Origin of the sequence: Staphylococcus sp. EG-SA-15, from assembly GCF_017151895.1 — a bacterium.
Classification (GTDB): Bacteria; Bacillota; Bacilli; order Staphylococcales; family Staphylococcaceae; genus Staphylococcus; species Staphylococcus aureus.
In genome coordinates this window covers 19,859-42,433 of the sequence record NZ_JACVZN010000012.1, presented here as the reverse complement: position 1 = coordinate 42,433, position 22,575 = coordinate 19,859, and the positions used below count along the sequence as shown (strand labels likewise).

Annotated in this window: 15 protein-coding genes; 2 read left to right on the top strand and 13 right to left on the bottom strand. The window is 32.4% G+C overall.

Going from position 1 to position 22,575, the window contains the following annotated elements; translation table 11 throughout:
• Positions 1-195: 195 nt before the first annotated feature.
• From IDG64_RS07260 to IDG64_RS07240, 5 genes are all read right to left on the bottom strand, one after another.
• Positions 196-1,683, bottom strand: a complete 1,488-nt coding sequence (locus tag IDG64_RS07260) for a hypothetical protein (protein WP_000849439.1) — start codon at positions 1,681-1,683, stop codon at positions 196-198.
• A 498-nt stretch (positions 1,684-2,181) separates the two neighbouring features.
• On the bottom strand, positions 2,182-3,843 hold the full coding sequence (gene pnpS / locus IDG64_RS07255) for a two-component system histidine kinase PnpS (RefSeq protein WP_015445861.1): 1,662 nt from the start codon (positions 3,841-3,843) through the stop codon (positions 2,182-2,184).
• On the bottom strand, positions 3,843-4,547 hold the full coding sequence (locus tag IDG64_RS07250) for a response regulator (RefSeq protein WP_000080028.1): 705 nt from the start codon (positions 4,545-4,547) through the stop codon (positions 3,843-3,845). Before IDG64_RS07250 ends, pnpS begins: the two co-directional genes overlap by 1 nt.
• Before the next feature lie 389 nt (positions 4,548-4,936).
• Positions 4,937-6,205, bottom strand: coding sequence for an NADP-dependent isocitrate dehydrogenase (gene icd / locus IDG64_RS07245; RefSeq protein WP_000123164.1), 1,269 nt, complete (start codon positions 6,203-6,205; stop codon positions 4,937-4,939).
• 48 nt (positions 6,206-6,253) lie between these two features.
• On the bottom strand, positions 6,254-7,375 hold the full coding sequence (locus IDG64_RS07240) for a citrate synthase (RefSeq protein WP_000829167.1): 1,122 nt from the start codon (positions 7,373-7,375) through the stop codon (positions 6,254-6,256).
• Positions 7,376-7,722: 347 nt separating this feature from the next.
• On the opposite strand from IDG64_RS07240, the gene IDG64_RS07235 reads away from it, so the two are divergent.
• The gene (locus IDG64_RS07235; protein ID WP_000818525.1) at positions 7,723-9,084 is read left to right on the top strand and encodes an amino acid permease; all 1,362 of its coding nucleotides are present in this window, start codon (positions 7,723-7,725) and stop codon (positions 9,082-9,084) included.
• Between the two features lie 347 nt (positions 9,085-9,431).
• On the opposite strand, the gene pyk is transcribed toward IDG64_RS07235, so the two are convergent.
• From pyk to IDG64_RS07195, 8 genes are all read right to left on the bottom strand, one after another.
• A complete protein-coding gene (gene pyk / locus IDG64_RS07230; protein ID WP_001232648.1) occupies positions 9,432-11,189 on the bottom strand; it encodes a pyruvate kinase in 1,758 nt (585 codons plus the stop codon).
• Between the two features lie 21 nt (positions 11,190-11,210).
• Positions 11,211-12,179, bottom strand: coding sequence for a 6-phosphofructokinase (gene pfkA, locus IDG64_RS07225; RefSeq protein ID WP_000717561.1), 969 nt, complete (start codon positions 12,177-12,179; stop codon positions 11,211-11,213).
• 268 nt (positions 12,180-12,447) lie between these two features.
• Complete coding sequence (locus IDG64_RS07220; protein ID WP_000883648.1) at positions 12,448-13,392, bottom strand: acetyl-CoA carboxylase carboxyltransferase subunit alpha; 945 nt, start codon at positions 13,390-13,392, stop codon at positions 12,448-12,450.
• Complete coding sequence (accD, locus tag IDG64_RS07215) at positions 13,392-14,249, bottom strand: acetyl-CoA carboxylase, carboxyltransferase subunit beta (RefSeq protein ID WP_000471571.1); 858 nt, start codon at positions 14,247-14,249, stop codon at positions 13,392-13,394. Before accD ends, IDG64_RS07220 begins: the two co-directional genes overlap by 1 nt.
• A gap of 194 nt (positions 14,250-14,443) precedes the next feature.
• Positions 14,444-15,673 carry an NADP-dependent malic enzyme gene (ystJ, locus tag IDG64_RS07210; protein WP_000058389.1) on the bottom strand — a complete coding sequence of 410 codons (1,230 nt, stop codon included), beginning with the start codon at positions 15,671-15,673 and terminating at the stop codon, positions 14,444-14,446.
• Between the two features lie 449 nt (positions 15,674-16,122).
• Positions 16,123-19,320, bottom strand: coding sequence for a DNA polymerase III subunit alpha (locus IDG64_RS07205; protein ID WP_000226895.1), 3,198 nt, complete (start codon positions 19,318-19,320; stop codon positions 16,123-16,125).
• Between the two features lie 20 nt (positions 19,321-19,340).
• Positions 19,341-20,282: a pApA hydrolase Pde2 gene (gene pde2, locus IDG64_RS07200; protein WP_000626076.1), complete on the bottom strand. Its 942-nt coding sequence runs from the start codon at positions 20,280-20,282 to the stop codon at positions 19,341-19,343.
• A 260-nt stretch (positions 20,283-20,542) separates the two neighbouring features.
• Positions 20,543-21,841, bottom strand: a complete 1,299-nt coding sequence (locus IDG64_RS07195; RefSeq protein WP_000160435.1) for a CBS domain-containing protein — start codon at positions 21,839-21,841, stop codon at positions 20,543-20,545.
• Positions 21,842-22,045: 204 nt separating this feature from the next.
• On the opposite strand from IDG64_RS07195, the gene IDG64_RS07190 reads away from it, so the two are divergent.
• Positions 22,046-22,459: a universal stress protein gene (locus IDG64_RS07190; RefSeq protein WP_000277602.1), complete on the top strand. Its 414-nt coding sequence runs from the start codon at positions 22,046-22,048 to the stop codon at positions 22,457-22,459.
• Positions 22,460-22,575: the final 116 nt, after the last annotated feature.

Below are 22,575 nucleotides of genomic sequence, written 5' to 3'. Positions count from 1 at the left end.
AATTTCAAATAAAACAAGTGCCTATATAGACTTAGCTAAAAAATAAAAAAGACATAATCATGATTGTTCTTGATGAGCACTCCATAAAGTCAGGTTAAAAGTCCAACTTTTGAGATGCACATTAACATTTCATGATTATGTCTACTTTTTAATATTTTTATGCTGCTATTTTAAATTTTTATAGGTAAGAATAAGTTATGAATCGTCTGAACCAAATGGAATATATTTAACTTTGGTCATTTTCGGTAATTCTTCATAATTATTAAACCACTCTTGGTAATTTTTATTGATTGGTGACGGATGATGCATATAATGTTCAAACGGCAATGATTCCACTGTATAAACCTCTTGTCGTGGATGATCTTTAATTTGTTGTTTTAATAACTGAACTCTTTTTTCATGTTCATAATGAACATAAATAAATGCACTAAGATATATAACAGCTAAAACTAGTGATGCACCTTTAATAAAATTAACATTGATTGACTTATATTTCCGAAATTCTTTTAATAAAATAATTAAAATGATTACATGTATCGTATAAACAATCAAAAAATTACCTGGTTCAATTGGAGTAACAATGACTAGTGTCGACGCCGAAACACATATTGCAATAAGTAAGGAATATAAAGTAATTTGTGTTTTACGATCATTAATAGACAAATAAATACCTACAAATATCGAAAACGCAAAGTAACCACATACAATTACGTTCACAAAACCAACCAATCCAATATCTGTATTTTTATTTAATAAAAACTGATTGTAAAATAGTAAATAATAAAGCGGTAAAGTGATAAATCCTATCATAATGATACGACGCTTTAATATTGTTAAATGTACATACCGATCACTTCTAAGCAGTAGATAAATAATAAGCGCTGCAATCATACTTAAAATTATAATCTGACTGAAAATGACACCATATGGAAGTGACGTTGATATCATTTCTGCAAATTTTGAAAAGATACCTTGATTATTTGAAACTTGTTGATATTCTGATCCTTCAAATAAAATTTTGCGATAATTTGGATTGGAAAACATAATGATTGTACCTATAGTAGCAATCATAAATGAAAACAATAATTTATAATTAAGTGTTCGATTTGCAGTAAATTCATATAGAAAAGCTAAAATTAAAATGATACAGTGGAATAATGTCACATTCTCCATAAATAATTGACCGAAGAAGCATAAAACATAGAATAGTACAGTAACACTTACCGGCTGCTTTTCTTTATATATAATTGCATTAATACAATAATAAATAATAAAGAGTGAAATTAGTGTTGATGTCGCATAATTATAAAATCCTGCAAACCAGCCATATGTATCTGCATAAATAGCACTTGGTAAAATTAACATTAAAGAAAATGCTAACAAATAATAGCTTGTCCACGCTTTACAACGTGTAATGTGCATAATCATCCAAATGATGCCCATACTAATGAGACCATATGAAAGCCAACGTAACCAGCTTACATGTACAGCTATAATTTCAAAGATATTTCCGATATAGCGACCATTAAGTGATGCAAATCCTACTTTTAAAATATCAGTATTATAATTGCTAAACCATTGTAAATCATCGTGCATGAGTGGTAGTAAGATACCCATAAAAGTATAAAACAATAATATCGCAATTAATATCAAAGTTGTCTTGTGTAATTGAATTGTTTTCACTTTGCTAATCCTCAAATCTAGTTAAATTTTCCTCAACTTGTAGGTCGAAAAATTAATTCAATATTTTTAATGTATTTCTAATTTTCACCTATGCATGTTTCCTCAATCAAATTAGATAAACAAGGTATTTAATATTACTTTCAACAATTTATCTAAATCGCCCCTCGTCTTTTTCTATGACGAATGATTACACTTGTCTATTCAAGTGTTTAAATTAAGATTTATTTCCGTTCAAATAAAACTTATTACTTTTTAATTAAGCATCTATTTTAAGCGCGTTACTAAAATTTCTTTATTATAATAAATATATTATAAAATTGCTTGATTCACAACAATCTATTACTTATAACTTACAAATCGACATATGCAAATGACAAAATTGACAACCGAATTTATTCCACTTCATTAACTCTAATTTAATACCAATAGAGATTTGAACGAAATAAAAAAGCAGCAACAACTTCGTGAAAAATACACGCGCTGTTACCACTTTAATTTTTATTCTTTATAATCTTTTAGAATAACTTTGAACGTTGAGCCTTTGCCAACTTGACTATTCACTTCAATATTGCCTTGGTGGGCCTCTACTATATGCTTTGTAATTGATAATCCAAGACCTGTCCCACCAGAATCTCTACTTCGTGCTTTATCTACTCTATAAAATCTTTCAAAAATACGTTGTTGGTCTTCTAATTTAATACCTATACCAAAATCTTGTACTTCGAAAATGACACGAAAGTCATCTCGATACACACGAACGTTAATATCTCCATCTTCATAAGAATAGTTAATTGCATTCGTTAACAAATTCGTGATAACTTGAGCAATTTTACTTTCTTGTGCTTTAACAATGACATCTTTTTCAATATCAGTATGAATGGAAATATTTTTTTGATTGGCTTGAGTCATCATATTATCAATAATACGCCGCGTTAAATCTGATAAATTCATATAGTCTGTATCTAACTCGGTATGTTGCTCAATATGCGATAAATCTAACAAATCTGTTACTAAAGATTCTATTCGATTTGATTCTTTTAAAATTATGTTTAAAAACATGTCTAATGATTCCGCATCATTTTTTGCACCATCAATAAGCGTTTCAGCAAACCCCTTAATTGAAGTAATAGGTGTTTTTAATTCATGTGAAACATTTGCTACAAATTCACGTCTTAGATTTTCAAGTTGTTTCAGATTTGTTATGTCATGCATCACAACTAAAATCCCTTGCAAACTTTTTTGAGACCTAGTTAAAATCGGAACGCATGAAATATCAAAGTACTTGGCATGGACTTGGTTTATTGCAACTTCCAATTGTTCATAAATAGGTTTTTCAACTTTAAAACTTTCTAAAATTAATTGCTCAATTTCAGTATTAACATAGCCGTGATAGCCTACTTGTTCAATATTATGCGAGATGTTGAACTGTTCATAATACGCTTTATTTGCAACAACGATTTTTCCATTTCGATCTATCATTAAAATAGCACTTGGAATATTTTCAATCGTTGTTTTTAAACGGTTGGATTGAATTTTTTGCTCATTATTAAGCTTTTGAAGGCGTCGTGCTAAATCATTGGTAGACACAAAAAGCGCTTTAGTTTCTACAACATTACTTTCAGGTACACGTATGTGATAATAACCATTTGCCAACAATTGTGTTGCATAAGTAACTTCTTGAATGGGACGGATTAATGTACGCTTAAAACTACGGCTTGCAAAATACAGACAAATGAGTACAACTAAACATGTCAAAATAAGATATTTCCACAACGTCCAATGCATTTCTGTAATATCGTTATTGTAACCTTTAATCCATACATGATAACCGTTAACCTTCTTATTAAAAATAAAAACGTCCCTTTTTTGAATATAGCTATCACTATTTGGGATAGCTTTCAGTTTGCCACTACTAAACACCTTTTTATCATGTTTAGTTATCAATAAATCTATATTTTGCTGTTTTACAATTTCTTTAACTTTATCAATCTCATTATCTTGGACTAAATAAATATATGATCTTGCATCTGTTGCTAGAGCTTGTTCGTGTTTTTCTGATAAAACATATGTGATGGAAGCGTGAATAATAATGCCTAATGTAACAAAACTGATAATTAATATACTGCTTATCAATAACATTAAGCGGTGGTGAAACTTCATCATTGTTCTTTAGGTCTTTCCAATTTATAGCCTAAGCCACGCACAGTTTTAATAAGTTGTGGCTTCTTGGGATTATCTTCTAATTTATCTCTTAAATGACTGATATGTACATCAACAATTCTTGAGTCTCCTGCAAATTCATAATTCCATACCGTATTTAACATATGTTCTCTCGTAATGACTCTGCCTTGTCTTTCTATCAAATAAAGCAAGAGTTCAAATTCTTTCGGTGTTAGCTCCAATAACTCATTATGCTTATATACTTCAAAATAATCGGGTCTAATACGTATCGATCCGATGGTAATATCATCATCAATCTCTTCTACTTCTTTTACAAATTGAGAACGTCTTAAAATGGCTTTCACACGGGCAACAACTTCTCTAGGTGAAAAAGGCTTAGTCATATAGTCATCGGCACCTAATTCTAAACCTAATACCCGATCAAATTCATCATTTTTCGCCGTTAACATTAATATAGGGACTAAATTTTTATTTGTTCTTACAGTCTTACATACGTCAATGCCATCTTTTTTAGGTAGCATAACATCTAAAATAATTAAATCTGGCTGTTCACTTTCTACCTTTTCTAAAGCCTCATCACCATCAAATGCGACAACAACTTCATAACCAGCTGTTTCTAAGTTATATTTAAGTAATGTTACGATTGAATGTTCGTCATCTACTACCAACACTTTTTGCGACATGGTATGCCTCCCTAACTTATAATTATATTTACATTATAACCGAACTATTTATAAAAATAACATCCTACACATTATCTTTACACATTTTTTACATTACTTTACATATAAATAAAATACTTCTTATATTTCCTTCTATCATTTGCATGACTTACTCTGGGACAACGAAATAAATTTTGTAAAAATAGCATTTCTATCCCACTACCTATGCATGAGTTTTACTCATTTATTCCTAAGCTTATGTACATATTCGCTTTGTCTAATGTGTAAGAAACACTACATAATCAATCATTGGTGACTCTTTATTATTTCTATCCTGTTGCCAACTTCAATTCATTTAAAAAGGCGAACCTAGCAATTAAAGTTGCTAGACTCACCTAATTTTATTTTGCTTATTTTAAATTTTTAATCAATTCATCTGCAAATGCTGATGTAGAAACTTCTTCAGCACCATCCATTAAACGGGCAAAGTCATAAGTAACAACTTTTGAAGCAATTGTATCTTCAATTGAATCTGTAATCTTATCTGCCGCTTCTTGCCATCCTAAATGTTCTAACATTAATACAGAACTTAAAATTACTGAAGATGGATTCACTTTATTTAAACCTGCATATTTTGGAGCTGTACCATGTGTTGCTTCAAAAATAGCATGACCTGTTTCATAATTAATGTTTGCACCTGGCGCAATACCAATACCACCAACTTGTGCAGCTAAAGCATCTGAAATATAGTCACCATTCAAGTTCATAGTTGCTACAACATCATGCTCAGCTGGACGAGTTAAAATTTGTTGTAAGAAAATGTCAGCAATAGAATCTTTAATGATAATCTTGCCTTCTTTTTCAGCTTTTTCTTGAGCAGCATTAGCAGCATCTCTGCCTTCTTTTTCAACAATTTCGTCATATTGTTGCCAAGTGAATACTTGATCACCAAATTCAGATAATGCTAAATCGTAACCCCACTGCTTAAATGAGCCTTCTGTAAATTTCATAATATTACCTTTATGAACTAAAGTAACTGATTTACGGTTATTATCGATAGCATATTGTATAGCTGCTCTAACTAATCGCTCAGTTCCTTCTTTAGAAACTGGTTTAATACCAATACCTGAAGTTTCTGGGAATCGAATGTTTGTCGCACCCATTTCGTTTTGTAAGAAGTCAATTACCTTTTTAACTTCTGTTGTACCTTCTTTAAATTCAATACCAGCATAAATGTCTTCAGTATTTTCACGGAAAATAACCATATCAACATCTTGTGGACGTTTAACAGGTGATGGTACTCCTTTAAACCAACGTACCGGTCTTAAACAAGTAAATAAATCTAATTCTTGGCGTAAAGCCACATTTAATGATCTAATACCACCACCAATTGGTGTTGTTAAAGGTCCTTTAACAGCAATTAAATATTCTTTAATTGTATCAAGTGTTTCTTGAGGTAACCATTCACCAGTTGTATCAAATGCTTTTTGGCCAGCTAGCACTTCTTTCCATTCAATGCGTTTTTCGCCATTATAGGCTTTCTCAACAGCAGCATCTATAACTCGGCTTGCTGCCTTCCAAATATCCGGTCCAATTCCATCACCGATAATAAATGGGATAATTGGTTCATTAGGTACGTTTAATCCTTCAGTTCCTTGAGTAATTTTTTCTGCAGTCATAGTTATTTTACCTCCAAATTTTACATCTTCATTTTTAATTTGTATTGATTATTTTCTTTCTTCAAGCGGGATATACTTACGATTCGTTTCGCCAATATATTTCGCTCTAGGACGCATAATTCTATTATCTTTATATTGTTCTAAAATATGAGCAATCCATCCTGCAGAACGACTTACAGCAAAGATTGGCGTGAATAAGTCATGAGGTATTTCCATACAGTGATAAACACTCGCACTATAAAAATCAACATTAGGAATTAATCCTTTTTCTTCTGCCATACGTTTTTCCATTTTCACTGACATTTCAAATAATTCTTCACGACCAGCGTCTTTCGTAATTTGACGGCTCATTTCTCTTAAATATTTCGCTCTAGGATCACCATCTTTATATACACGATGACCGAAGCCCATTACTTTATCTTTATTAGCAAATTTTTCATCTAAGTAAGCATCAACATTTTCAATTGACCCAATCTCAGATAACATCGTCATAACTTGTTCGTTTGCACCACCATGTAATGGCCCTTTCAGAGAACCTACAGCTGCTACAATACCTGAGTACATATCTGACAATGATGATACCGCACAACGTGCTGTAAATGCAGATGCGTTCAACTCATGATCAGCGTGTAAAATAAGTGCTTTATTGAAGGCTTCTACTTCTATATCTGTTGGTAATTCCCCACGTAACATATATAGGAAGTTTGCCGCATAACTTAAGTCAGGATTAGGCTTAAGTGGTTCTTTATCTTGTCTTACTCGAGCAAACGCTGTAACTAATGATGCTACTTTAGCCTGTATACGCATTGCTCTTTCATAACGATTTTCATCTGATTCATTTTCAGCATCAGGATCGAAATGTGCAATATATGATAATGACGTACGTAATGCTGTCATTGGATGCACGTGATCTGTAACATACTCCTCAAAATGTGTATACACACGAGGATTTAATGTCATGTATTGATTTAATTTCCCTTTTAGATGAGCAAGCTCTTCTTCGTTTGGCAATCTATAGTTCCATAATAGGAAAATAACTTCTTCAAATTGCGCATTTTCAGCTAGATCATCAATATCATAGCCGGCATAAGTCAATTGACTTTCAATAATTGAACTTATTTTAGTCTCCGCTGCGATAACCCCTTCTAAACCTCTTTGTAATTCTGCCATGATAAATTTCCCCTTTACTGTTTCTTTATGAAATGGCTTTCAACTAATATTATAGCTAAACGCATTTCGTTTGTGAAATATAAAAACTGGCATTATATGTGCAACAATTTTTTTGTAAATCTATGTAAATGTCACAGAATAGCCACAAATAGCACCATTAAAGCTTTTTCAAGATGTGAATAATCCATGAATTTTACAATAGAATTAAATTTTCAATTGGTTATTATATATGATTATAAAAACCAAAGTATATTAACATGGAATTTTACACATTTTTACCGAAAATAATTGTATATATCTCAATATAAGTGCATAATAAACATATCTATATTTAAGGGAGATGTATTATGGCTGAAAAATTACAAAGGGAACTGAGCAATCGCCACATACAATTAATTGCAATTGGCGGTGCAATTGGTACAGGCTTATTCTTAGGTGCTGGTCAAACGATTGCATTAACCGGCCCTTCAATTCTATTAACATACATCATTATAGGATTTATGTTATTTATGTTTATGCGAGGTTTAGGAGAAATCATTATACAGAATACTGAATTTAAATCTTTCGCAGATGTAACCAATACATATATTGGGCCTTTTGCAGGATTTGTTACCGGATGGACATACTGGTTCTGTTGGATTATTACAGGTATGGCTGAAGTAACGGCTGTGGCAAAATATGTTAGCTTTTGGTTCCCAGAAATTCCAAACTGGATAAGTGCACTATTTTGTGTACTGTTATTAATGTCATTCAACCTACTTAGCGCAAGACTTTTCGGAGAATTAGAATTTTGGTTCTCTATCATTAAAATAGCGACAATTATTGGTTTAATAGTAGTTGGTTTCGTCATGATTCTATTTGCATTTAAAACTCAATTCGGGCATGCCAGTTTCACAAATTTATATGAACACGGCATATTCGCTAAAGGTGCTTCTGGATTCTTTATGTCTTTCCAAATGGCATTATTCTCATTTGTAGGAATTGAAATGATTGGTGTTACAGCTGGGGAAACAAAAGATCCAGTTAAAACAATTCCAAAAGCAATTAACAGTGTACCCATTAGAATTTTAATATTTTACGTTGGTGCGTTAGCGGTTATCATGTCTATTATCCCTTGGCAGCAAGTTGATCCTGATAACAGTCCATTCGTAAAATTATTCGCATTGATCGGAATTCCGTTTGCTGCGGGCTTGATTAATTTTGTAGTATTAACCGCTGCTGCTTCATCATGTAACAGTGGTATATTCTCAAATAGCCGTATGCTTTTCGGTTTATCAAGTCAACAACAAGCACCTCCGAACTTTTCTAAGACGAATAAATATGGCGTTCCACATGTTGCAATCTTTGCTTCATCAGCATTATTACTTGTGGCAGCATTACTAAACTATATTTTCCCAGATGCGACAAAAGTATTTACGTATGTGACTACCATCTCTACAGTGTTATTTTTAGTTGTATGGGGTCTGATTATCATTGCATATATCAATTATAGTCGTAAAAACCCAGATCTACATAAAAATGCTACGTACAAACTATTAGGTGGCAAATATATGGGCTACTTAATATTTGTATTCTTCATTTTTGTGTTCGGGTTATTATTTATTAATGTTGATACAAGACGTGCAATTTATTTTATTCCGATTTGGTTTATACTTTTAGCATTTATGTACTTAAGATATAAACGTATCGCTGCTAAATCAAATAAATAACAACAAGTTTTACCCCTGTTGAATATACTAAAGTTCAACAGGGGTTTTTATATGCAACTTATAATATTAAATTGCGTACTTGGCTCAAAACTTTTACTTTCTCATCTATTTAATAATGTATCATTTCAGAAATACATCCATACTTCTATTTTATAATAAATTTCCAAAGTAATATGAGTGAAAGTTTGAAGGTGATAATGTACATGTATAAAAGATATAAATATTTATATAGATTGCCATTCATACACTATCATTATCAAATAACCTATTAATTACGTCATAAAATACCAGATGAACCAAAAAACGCCTTTCCATTGTTGATAAATGGAAAGACGTTTTTTTATAAATTATAGTACGTTTGCATATCCTTCAAAGATTTTACCTTGAGCAGCATCAATCGTAACTAACATGTTATTGCTTATGTTTTTAACAGCTTTTTCTACACCTACAACTGTTGGAATACCTTTTTCTAAACCAACAATTGCACTTGGTGATGTAATACCATTTTCTTCTGTAATTAAGCCTAAAGCTTTTTCTACATAAGGTACAAACGTTTCATCGATTGAGTTAGTAACGATAACTTTGTCAGATAAATCTTTACCTTCTAAATCTTTAACAGTTTCAGCAACTAACGTAGTACCAACAACTGATCCACGTCCAATACCTTGACCATTAGCAATTTCGTCACCAACTAGGTGGATTTTCATCATATTAGTAGTTCCAGTTTCACCAGTTGGTACACCAGCAGTAATAATGATTAAATCACCATTAGATACTCTACCAGTTTCAACAGCTGTTGCAACTGCATTGTTTAACAATGCATCTGTACTCTTACGTCCTTTTTTAACTACAGGTTGAACTCCCCAAACAATTGAACATTGACGTGCAGTTTCTTCACTTGGAGTCACCGCAATAATGTCTGAATGTGGACGATATTTAGAGATAGTACGTGCCGTTGAACCACTTTCAGTAGCAGCTACAATTGCTTTAACATTTAAGTTTAAAGCTGTATGTGCAACCGAAATACCGATAGCATTCACTAATGAAGTTTCAACTAATTTAGTACGATCTGACAATAACTTTTTGTAATCTTGGGCTGCTTCAGCTGATACAGCAATATTCCTCATTGTTTTAACAGCTTCTTCAGGATATAAACCAGCAGCAGTTTCACCAGATAACATTACTGCATCTGTACCATCATAGATTGCGTTGGCAACGTCACTAGCTTCTGCACGTGTAGCACGTGGGTTACGTTGCATAGAATCTAACATTTGTGTAGCTGTAATAACTGGTTTACCTAATTTGTTACATTGTCTGATTAAATCTTTTTGAACCATTGGTACTTTTTCAGGTGGAATTTCAACACCCATGTCACCACGTGCAACCATTAAACCATCAGACACTTCAAGAATTTCCGCAATATTATCAATACCTTCTTGGTTTTCAATTTTAGGGAATACTGAAATGTTAGCTTTTTGTTCTTCTAAAATTTCACGAATTTCTAAAACATCACTAGGACGACGTACGAAACTTGCTGCAATGAAGTCAACATTTTCTTTAATACCGAAACGGATATCTTCAGCATCTTTTTCTGTAATACCAGGTAAACTTACTCTTACGCCAGGTAAGTTAACACCTTTTTTGTTTTTAAGCTCACCAGAGTTTAAAATATCACATTTAACTTCTTTTTTAGCATGGTCAATATCTTTAACTTGTAATTCAATTAAGCCATCATCAAGTAAAATGTATGAACCTACTTGAACATCGTTAATTAAGTTTTCATATGTTACTGAGAACTTTTCAGGTGTTCCTTCAACTTCATTCATGCTAACAATAACTTCGTTACCACGTTCAAGTTCAATGATACCGTCTTTCATATTATGCGTACGAATTTCTGGACCTTTTGTATCTAATAAAATTGCTACAATTTTGTCTAATCTTTTAGCTACTTTACGAATTGTATCAATTCTACCTTTATGCTCTTCATGACTACCATGTGAAAAGTTTAATCGTGCAACGTTCATACCAGCATTGATTAATTTCTCAATCATTTCTTCTGATTCTGAAGCTGGTCCAATTGTACATACAATTTTAGTTTTTCTCATTTTATAATTCCTCCTGAAATCTTATATAGATAACTTGTTAGCAAGTTCATATAGACTATAATCAAATTTATGATCTTTACCATCAAAAATTTCATCAAAAGATGTTGCTACAATTTTATTGTTCTTAATTCCAACACCCTTAGCTGTTTCACCTTGCATTAATAAGTCTACCGCATATCCACCTAAACGTGATGCTAAAACTCTATCCGCACCTGTTGGGCTACCACCACGTTGAACGTGACCTAACACAGACACTCTATTATCAACATTGATGTATTGTGATAATTCTTTTTGACAATCTTGCGCAGTCATACAACCTTCTGCTACAAGAACGATTGAGTGTTTCTTACCACGTTTAATACCTTGTTCAATTTTATCAGCTATTTCTTTAATATCTGTTTTCACTTCTGGAACTACAATTGTCTCAGCACCAACTGATAATCCAGCCCATAATGCTAGATCTCCACAATCACGGCCCATTGCTTCAATGATAAATGTTCGTGCGTGACTTGACGCAGTGTCTCTAATTTTGTCGACTAAGCCAATAATCGTATTTAATGCTGTGTCAAATCCAATTGTAAAATCAGTACCATTGATATCATTGTCAATCGTACCAGGAATACCGATAGTTTGAATTTCTTTGCATTCCTCACTGATGCGTTGTGCACCGCGATAACTACCGTCACCACCAATAACTACAAGGCCCTCAATCCCTCTTTTACGTAAGTTTTCGATTGCAACTTTACGTACTTCTTGCTCCTTAAACTCTGGACATCTTGCTGAATACAAGAATGTACCTCCACGCTGAATCGTATCCCCAACTGACCCTAATTCAAGTTTATGAATATCATCATTTAACAATCCTTGGTAACCATGATACACACCATAAACTTCAATTTCATTGTAAATTGCTGTACGAACAACTGCTCTTACGGCAGCATTCATTCCAGGTGAATCTCCACCACTAGTTAAAACTGCAATTTTCTTCATGACGACATACCTTTCTATAACTGATTTATCTTTAACTCTAAATTACCACAAATTGATATGTCATTCCATCAAAACTAATGTATTGAATTGATGTAAACGTTTTAAATATTGAATTTTATTTTAACTTAATTAAAAAAAGATTAGTAGCCACAATTTTGACTACTAATCTTAGTTAAAATTCAGTATCTAAATATTAAATTATTGTTTTAATGTACTTCAATTTATGGTAAAACCCAGTATCGATTTAACATAAAAATGCTCAAGTTGATTATTCTATATAAGAACCGATATTTCTGAATTTTTCAAAGCGATCATTAGCAATTTCATCACGTGATAATGACTCAAGTGAATCTAACTGTGCAACAAACGCTGATTTAATAGCTAAAGCTTGCTGTTCAACATCTTTATGTGCACCGCCAAGTGGTTCAGAAATGACATCATCTATAATACCTAATTGCTTAATATCATGAGCAGTAATTTTCATTGTTTCAGCTGCAATTTTAGCCAAATTACTGTCTTTCCATAATAATGCCGCTGCACCTTCAGGAGATATAACAGAGTAAGTACTATTCTCTAACATCAATACTTTATTGGCAATACCAATACCTAGGGCACCTCCACTGCCACCTTCACCAATAACAATCGCAATAACTGGTACTTTTAATGAAGCCATCTCAATCAAATTTGTTGCGATAGATTCACTTTGTCCACGTTCTTCAGCAGCTTTACCAGGATATGCACCTTTTGTATCTATAAATGTAAAGATAGGACGATTGAATTTTTCAGCTTGTTTCATTAAACGTAATGCTTTTCGATAACCTTCTGGATGCGCCATACCAAAATTTCGATAAATATTATCTTTTGTATCTTTTCCACGTTGTTGTCCAATAACTGTAACAGCACGACCATTTAAAAAGCCAATACCACCAATCATTGCTGGATCATCTCTAAAATTACGATCACCATGTAGTTCCATAAACGAATCAAAGATATATGGAATATAATCTAGGGTCGTAGGTCTTTCTTGCAAACGCGCAATTTGCACACGATCCCATGGTTTTAGATTTGTATATATTTTTTTAGTTTCTCGTTCCAATGACGCTTCAAGCATGTCAATTTCTTCTTGTAAATCCACATCATTTTTATCTTGAGATTCTTTTAAAGATTCAATTTTATTTCGAATTTCAAAAAGTGGTTTTTCAAAATCTAACATTATTTAGTCACCTCTTGATGGATTTTTAGAATTTCAGACAATGTTTGACGCATATCATTACGATGTACAACTTTATCCAATTGTCCATGCTCTAATAAAAATTCTGCAGTTTGGAAATCATCTGGCAATTTTTCGTTTATTGTCTGTTCAATAACTCGACGACCTGCAAAACCTATCAACGCTTTTGGCTCACTTAAATTTATATCACCAACTGATGCAAAACTTGCAGATACACCACCAGTAGTTGGATGTGTTAAATATGATATATATAATAGTCCAGCGTCAGAATGACGTTTTAAAGATACACTGGTTTTACCCATTTGCATCAAGGAAATAATACCTTCTTGCATACGTGCACCACCACTTGCAGAGAAAAGAATAAATGGTAAACGGTTCTCAGTGCAGTAATCAATGATGCGACATATCTTTTCACCGATAACCGATCCCATACTTCCCATTCTAAAACGTGAATCCATGACAGCAACGCCAAATTTCATACCATCTAGTTGCGCTGTACCAGTCACAACTGCTTCTTTAAGACCTGTCTTTTGTTGGTCCTTTTCAATTTTTTCTAAATAACTTGGAAAATCTAATGGATTCGCAGAGGTCATTCCCTTATCGAATTCTGTAAATGATCCTTCATCAGAAATTGCTTCTATACGTTTATACGCAGTTAAAGCAATATGATGATCACAATTAAAGCACACATTTAAATTTTCAGCTAATTCTTTTGTGTACATAATTTTCTTACACTTTGGACACTTAGTCATAATACCTGCAGGCACATCATTATTTTTAGAGTCTTGTACTGTAAGATATTTCTTTTTCTTTGTTCGATTAAAAAAATCTTTAAACATAGGAAAACCTCCAAATAACCTCTGTTCTAACCATTTAGAGCCTTAAACTGAACTTGACCAGTTAAAAACGGGTTTAAATTTATTTGATTTATATTCGTTTGACTGTTGAATGTTTATCATAAACTTTCATTTTCATCATTTTAATGACTCTTTATTGCTAACTTTTAAGCAATTTAATTAAACGTTAATTATTTTTATTGTAAATCTGTAAGTTTCATTGTTTTATCATACACATCTTGCGGATCAACTTCAATCCTAGCTACTCCAGATTCCATTGCCGCTTTAGCAACATTACGAGCAACTGATGGCGCTACACGTTTATCAAACGGTCCTGGGATACAGTAGTCTTCATTTAATTCAGAACTATCGATTAAATCAGCAATCGCTTCTACAGCTGCCTTTTTCATTTCTTCATTTATATGTGTAGCTTCAACCTCTAATGCACCTCTAAAAATACCAGGGAAAGCTAATACATTATTAATTTGGTTAGGATAGTCTGAACGTCCTGTACCAACAACTCGTGCACCTGCCGCTTTGGCATCATCAGGTATTATTTCAGGATTTGGATTAGCCATTGCAAATATAATTGGATTATCTGCCATACTCTTAACCATATCTTGTGACAGCGCATTAGCTACAGAAACTCCGATAAATACATCTGCGTCTTTTACGACTTCTTCTAAAGACCCTTCAATCTTATCTTTATTTGTCCATTTAGCTACAACATCTTTCGTAGGATTCATACCATATGAACGTCCTTCAAAAATTGCGCCTCTTGAGTCACACATAACCATATTTCTTACACCATACGCGTATAGTAATTTAACAATGGCTATTCCTGCTGCACCAGCACCATTTAGTACAACTTTTATTTTAGCAATATCTTTGTTAACAACTCTCAATGCATTTACCAAACCTGCCATTGTTACAATTGCTGTACCATGTTGATCGTCATGGAATACCGGAATATTAGTTTCTTTTTTCAATCGTTCTTCAATTTCAAAACAACGTGGTGCCGAAATATCCTCTAAATTAATACCACCATAATTAGGTTCTAACAACTTAACTGTTTTAATGATTTCTTCGGTATCAGTTGTATTTAACGCAATAGGCACCCCATTGATACCAGCGAAGCTTTTGAATAATACTGCTTTACCTTCCATTACAGGAATACTTGCTTCAGGTCCAATGTTACCTAAACCTAATACCGCTGTTCCATCAGTAATAACTGCAACTGTATTTCCTTTAATTGTGTAATCATATACTTTTCTTTTATCTTCATAAATATCTTTACACGGTTCAGCAACGCCAGGTGAGTATGCTAAACTTAATTCCTCTTTATTAGTAACTTTTACATTTGGTTTAACTTCTAATTTACCTTGATTACGTTTGTGCATTTCCAATGCTTCATCTCTTAATGACATGAAATCAGCCCCTAATTCAATATTTATTTTTAAAAAATAACTTGGATAAAACGCATTACATTATAAAAGTAAAAATATTGGGTAAATCTGAATGAGTAAGAATTTATGGTTTTGATTATGTAACACAAATAGCGATAAACGATAATAAAATAATATTTATAAAGATACATTAAACCATACTATCTAAAGATATACCTTTAATTATTATAATGGATAGCAAAAACCAATATATCAAAAAGTTATTATTTTTCCGCACGATATATCGACAAAATTCTTTACTCAATTTATGTATACTGCTTTTTGTGCTAATTATTCTTATGGATTAATCAATAATGTAAAGTGAAACTCATAAAAATAATAAGCATAAAAAACTAATATAAACGCAAACTGATGGTTAAAAAATATCTAACCATCAGTTTACTATATCATAATTTATTAGTTGATAAAAGTTATATAAGCCTAATATCACTAGGGTTAAAGGATTGTATAAAATTATTAAACATACTATCTTTTTGATTAATATAGCCTAAAGTAGTCATTTGTTTAATCGTTTCATCATAAAAGGATAACATAACATCATTAGCATTCTCTTTCGTAGCTTTAATCATCTCTTCAAACATATCTATTTGTGATTTATTTCTAATTATAATTTGTTTGGCAAATGCTAATTTTTGTTCTTCAAAAGTGGCTAATGTTTGAATCTCATTTATAATTAGTTGCCGTTGTTGCTTTCTATGGTCAAATTTCCCGCTAACTATAAACAAGTCATTATGTGATAACAACTCTTCGTACTTTTTAAACTGATTAGGGAAAATCACACCATCTAAAGTTTCAATGCCATCATTTAATGTGACGAATGCCATATTTTGACCATTTTTAGTTCGAATTTGTTTAACTTTATCAAACTGTACTAATATAGGTTTATTATTCTGCGCGTTACTCAATTTAAATATCGTTAAATATTGTTTGGCAACAAACTTTTTATCTACTGGGTGTTGCGAAACATAAAATCCTAAATATTCTTTTTCGTACTGACTAATAAGTGCATCAGGCAATTCTTCTTTATCTTCATACATCTGTTTTGGCGTTAAAATATCAAATAAAAAACCATCTTGTTCAATGTTTAAATCGCCATCCAACACTTGATCAATAGCTTGCAACAACGTTGAACGTGTTTTACCAAAAGCATCAAACGCTCCCACTAAAATCAGTGCTTCAAGTAACTTTCTCGTTTTGACTCTCTTCGGTATACGTCTAGCAAAATCAAAGAAATCTTTAAATTTGCCGTTCTGATAACGTTCATCAACAATCACTTTCACACTTTGATAACCAACACCTTTAATTGTACCAATTGATAAATAAATGCCTTCTTGGGAAGGTTTATAAAACCAATGACTTTCGTTAATGTTCGGTGGCAATATAGTGATACCTTGTTTTTTTGCTTCTTCTATCATTTGAGCAGTTTTCTTCTCACTTCCAATAACATTACTTAAAATATTTGCGTAAAAATAATTTGGATAATGGACTTTTAAAAAGCTCATAATGTATGCAATTTTAGAATAGCTGACAGCATGTGCTCTAGGAAAACCATAATCTGCAAATTTCAGAATCAAATCAAATATTTGCTTACTAATGTCTTCGTGATAACCATTTTGCTTTGCACCTTCTATAAAATGTTGACGCTCACTTTCAAGAACAGCTCTATTTTTTTTACTCATTGCTCTTCTTAAAATATCCGCTTCACCATAACTGAAGTTTGCAAATGTGCTCGCTATTTGCATAATTTGCTCTTGATAAATAATAACACCGTAAGTATTTTTTAATATAGGTTCTAAATGTGGATGTAAATATTGAACTTTGCTTGGATCATGTCTTCTTGTAATGTAAGTTGGAATTTCTTCCATTGGACCTGGTCTATACAAAGAAGTTACAGCAACAATATCTTCAAAGTGTTCCGGCTTTAATTTTTTTAATACACTTCTTACACCGTCAGACTCTAATTGGAATATGCCAGTCGTATCTCCTTGCGACAACAATTCAAACACTTTTTGATCATCAAACGGAATCTTTTCGATATCAATATTAATACCTAAATCTTTTTTGACTTGTGTTAAGATTTGATGAATAATCGATAAGTTTCTCAACCCTAGAAAATCTATTTTTAATAACCCAATACGTTCGGCTTCAGTCATTGTCCATTGCGTTAATAATCCTGTATCCCCTTTCGTTAAAGGGGCATATTCATATAATGGATGGTCATTAATAATAATTCCTGCCGCATGTGTAGATGTATGTCTTGGTAAACCTTCTAACTTTTTACAAATACTGAACCAGCGTTCATGTCGATGGTTTCGATGTACAAACTTTTTAAAATCGTCAATTTGATATGCTTCATCAAGTGTAATTCCTAATTTATGTGGGATTAAACTTGAAATTTCATTTAATGTAACTTCATCAAACCCCATAATTCTTCCAACATCTCTAGCAACTGCTCTTGCAAGCAGATGACCGAAAGTCACAATTCCAGATACATGTAGCTCGCCATATTTTTCTTGGACGTACTGAATGACCCTTTCTCGGCGTGTATCTTCAAAGTCAATATCAATATCAGGCATTGTTACACGTTCTGGGTTTAAAAAACGTTCAAATAATAGATTGAATTTAATAGGATCAATCGTTGTAATTCCCAATAAATAACTGACCAGTGAGCCAGCTGAAGAACCACGACCAGGACCTACCATCACATCATTCGTTTTCGCATAATGGATTAAATCACTTACTATTAAGAAATAATCTTCAAAACCCATATTAGTAATAACTTTATACTCATATTTCAATCGCTCTAAATAGACGTCATAATTAAGTTCTAATTTTTTTAATTGTGTAACTAAGACACGCCACAAATATTTTTTAGCTGATTCATCATTAGGTGTCTCATATTGAGGAAGTAGAGATTGATGATATTTTAATTCTGCATTACACTTTTGAGCTATAACATCAACCTGCGTTAAATATTCTTGGTTAATATCTAATTGATTAACTTCCTTTTCAGTTAAAAAATGTGCACCAAAATCTTCTTGATCATGAATTAAGTCTAATTTTGTATTGTCTCTAATAGCTGCTAATGCAGAAATCGTATCGGCATCTTGACGTGTTTGGTAACAAACATCTTGAATCCAAACATGTTTTCTACCTTGAATCGAAATACTAAGGTGGTCCATATATGTGTCATTATGGGTTTCAAACACTTGTACAATATCACGATGTTGATCACCGACTTTTTTAAAAATGATAATCATATTGTTAGAAAATCGTTTTAATAATTCAAACGACACATGTTCTAATGCATTCATTTTTATTTCCGATGATAGTTGATACAAATCTTTTAATCCATCATTATTTTTAGCTAGAACAACTGTTTCGACTGTATTTAATCCATTTGTCACATATATTGTCATACCAAAAATCGGTTTAATGTTATTTGCTATACATGCATCATAAAATTTAGGAAAGCCATACAATGCATTGGTGTCAGTTATGGCAAGTGCATCAACATTTTCAGACACAGCAAGTCTTACGGCATCTTCTATTTTTAAGCTTGAATTTAACAAATCATAAGCCGTATGAATATTTAAATATGCCACCATGATTGAATGGCTCCTTTCTATTAGTTAAGTTTTGTGCGTAAAGCTGTAGCAAGTTGCTCAAATTCATCCCAGCTGTCCACTGAAACTCCTGACGCATTCGGATGACCACCGCCACCAAAATCTTGCGCAATATCATTAATAATCAATTGCCCTTTAGAGCGTAAGCGACATCTTATTTCACTACCCTCATCAACTGCAAACACCCATATTTTCAAACCTTTGATGTCAGCAATTGTATTAACAAACTGAGATGCTTCATTTGGCTGAATACCGAATTGCTCCAATACATCTTCAGTTATTTTAACTTGGCAGAATCCATCATCCATAAGTTCGAAATGTTGTAAAACATAACCTTGAAACGGCAACATTTTTGGATCCTTCTCCATCATTTTATTTAAAAGCGCATTATGATCAATATCATGCCCAATTAACTTTCCAGCAATTTCCATAGTATGTTCTGAGGTATTGTTAAAAAGGAATCGCCCAGTATCACCGACGATACCAAGATATAAAACGCTCGCGATATCTTTATTAACAATTGCTTCATCATTAAAATGTGAGATTAAATCGTAAATGATTTCACTTGTAGATGACGCGTTCGTATTAACTAAATTAATATCACCATACTGATCAACTGCAGGATGATGATCTATTTTAATAAGTTTACGACCTGTACTATAACGTTCATCGTCAATTCGTGGAGCATTGGCAGTATCACATACAATTACAAGCGCATCTTGATATGTTTTATCATCAATGTTATCTAACTCTCCAATAAAACTTAATGATGATTCCGCTTCACCCACTGCAAATACTTGCTTTTGCGGAAATTTCTGCTGAATATAGTATTTTAAACCAAGTTGTGAACCATATGCATCAGGATCTGGTCTAACATGTCTGTGTATAATAATTGTATCGTTGTCTTCGATACATTTCATAATTTCATTCAAAGTACTAATCATTTTCATACTCCCTTTTTTAGAAAAGTTGCTTAATTTAAGCATTAGTCTATATCAAAATATCTAAATTATAAAAATTGTTACTACCATATTAAACTATTTGCCCGTTTTAATTATTTAGATATATATATTTTCATACTATTTAGTTCAGGGGCCCCAACACAGAGAAATTGGACCCCCAATTTCTACAAACAATGCAAGTTGGGGTGGGGCCCCAACGTTTGTGCGAAATCTATCTTATGCCTATTTTCTCTGCTAAGTTCCTATACTTCGTCAAACATTTGGCATATCACGAGAGCGCTCGCTACTTTGTCGTTTTGACTATGCATGTTCACTTCTATTTTGGCGAAGTTTCTTCCGACGTCTAGTATGCCAAAGCGCACTGTTATATGTGATTCAATAGGTACTGTTTTAATATACACGATATTTAAGTTCTCTATCATGACATTACCTTTTTTAAATTTACGCATTTCATATTGTATTGTTTCTTCTATAATACTTACAAATGCCGCTTTACTTACTGTTCCGTAATGATTGATTAAAAGTGGTGAAACTTCTACTGTAATTCCATCTTGATTCATTGTTATATATTTGGCGATTTGATCGTTAATTGTTTCACCCATCTGAGGCTGTCTTCCTAAAAGTTGCATAGACTTTAAAACATCTTGTCTATTAATCACACCCACTGTCTTTTTATTACTCGAAACGACAGGAATCAATTCAATACCTTCCCAAATCATCATATGCGCACAACTTGCTACTGTACTCATAGCATTTACATAAATAGGATTTCGCGTCATCACTTTATCTATTTCGTCGTCGTCCTTTGTATTAATCATCTCTCGACTTGTTACAATACCTACTAATTTATAAGACTCATTGACTACCGGAAATCTTGTATGGCCAGTTCGATTCGCCATACGCTTATAATCTGCTATTTTCATCGTATCAAACAGCACAGATAAATCATCTAATGGCGTCATTATATCTTGAACTATTAAGATATCTTTTCGTATTTTCTGATTAAAAAGTGCTTTGTTGATAATATTTGCAACTAGAAATGTATCATAACTTGATGATAGAACAGGTAAATCATGTTCATTCGCAAAATTAATAACTTTATTAGATGGCTTAAATCCACCAGTAATTAATATAGCCGTACCTCTTTTTAAAGCTTCAATCTGCACATCTTCACGATTTCCGACAATCAATAATGTCTTTGGACCAATATACTTTAAAATATCTTTGAGTTCCATTGCTCCAATTGCAAATTTAGATACCATCTTAGTGATACCTTTGTTGCCACCTAACACTTGGCCATCAATAATATTGACAATTTCATTAAAAGTTAAATGTTCAATTTCATTACGATTACGTTTTTCGATTCGAACCGTACCAACACGATCTATCGTTGCGACCATGCCCATTTTATCAGCATCTTTAATTGCACGATATGCTGTCCCTTCAGATACGTTTAAAAATTTAGCGATTTTACGCACCGAAATTTTAGAGCCTATAGATAACGATTCAATATAATCTAAAATTTGTTCATGTTTTGTCATTCTTTACCTCTTCTTTTCGAACAGTATTAACTACATTATAACTTTATTTTGGATAAAAAGCATTGAAGTGAAATGAAATAATGATCGTTTCACCTATTTTATTTTTTGAAAATATACAACAAACACAAAGATCACAAAATCTTTAATTTTAAATGGAAAAATCCATTATTATTTATTAGAATGTAAGTGAGGAGGGATGTACTAATGTATAAAAATATATTACTTGGTGTAGACACTCAGTTAAAAAATGAAAAAGCACTAAAAGAAGTGTCTAAATTAGCTGGCGAAGGTACAGTCGTAACAGTTTTAAACGCAATCAGCGAACAAGATGCTCAAGCATCAATTAAAGCAGGTGTTCATTTAAACAAACTTACTGAAGAACGAAGCAAGCGATTGGAAAAAACACGCAAAGCTTTAGAAGATTATGGTATTGATTATGACCAAATAATTGTTCGTGGTAATGCAAAAGAAGAACTATTAAAACATGCTAATAGCGGTAAATACGAAATTGTTGTTTTAAGTAACCGTAAAGCAGAAGACAAAAAGAAATTTGTACTTGGAAGTGTCAGCCACAAAGTAGCAAAACGTGCGACTATCCCTGTATTAATCGTTAAATAAAATTTTTATCCAGAATCACAAATAATCTTTCAATCATGATGCAGTCTCAAACGACTGAGTAAACACAAGAAATGATTATGACTGTGGTTCTGGATTTTTTATATCGTAGTAAATTT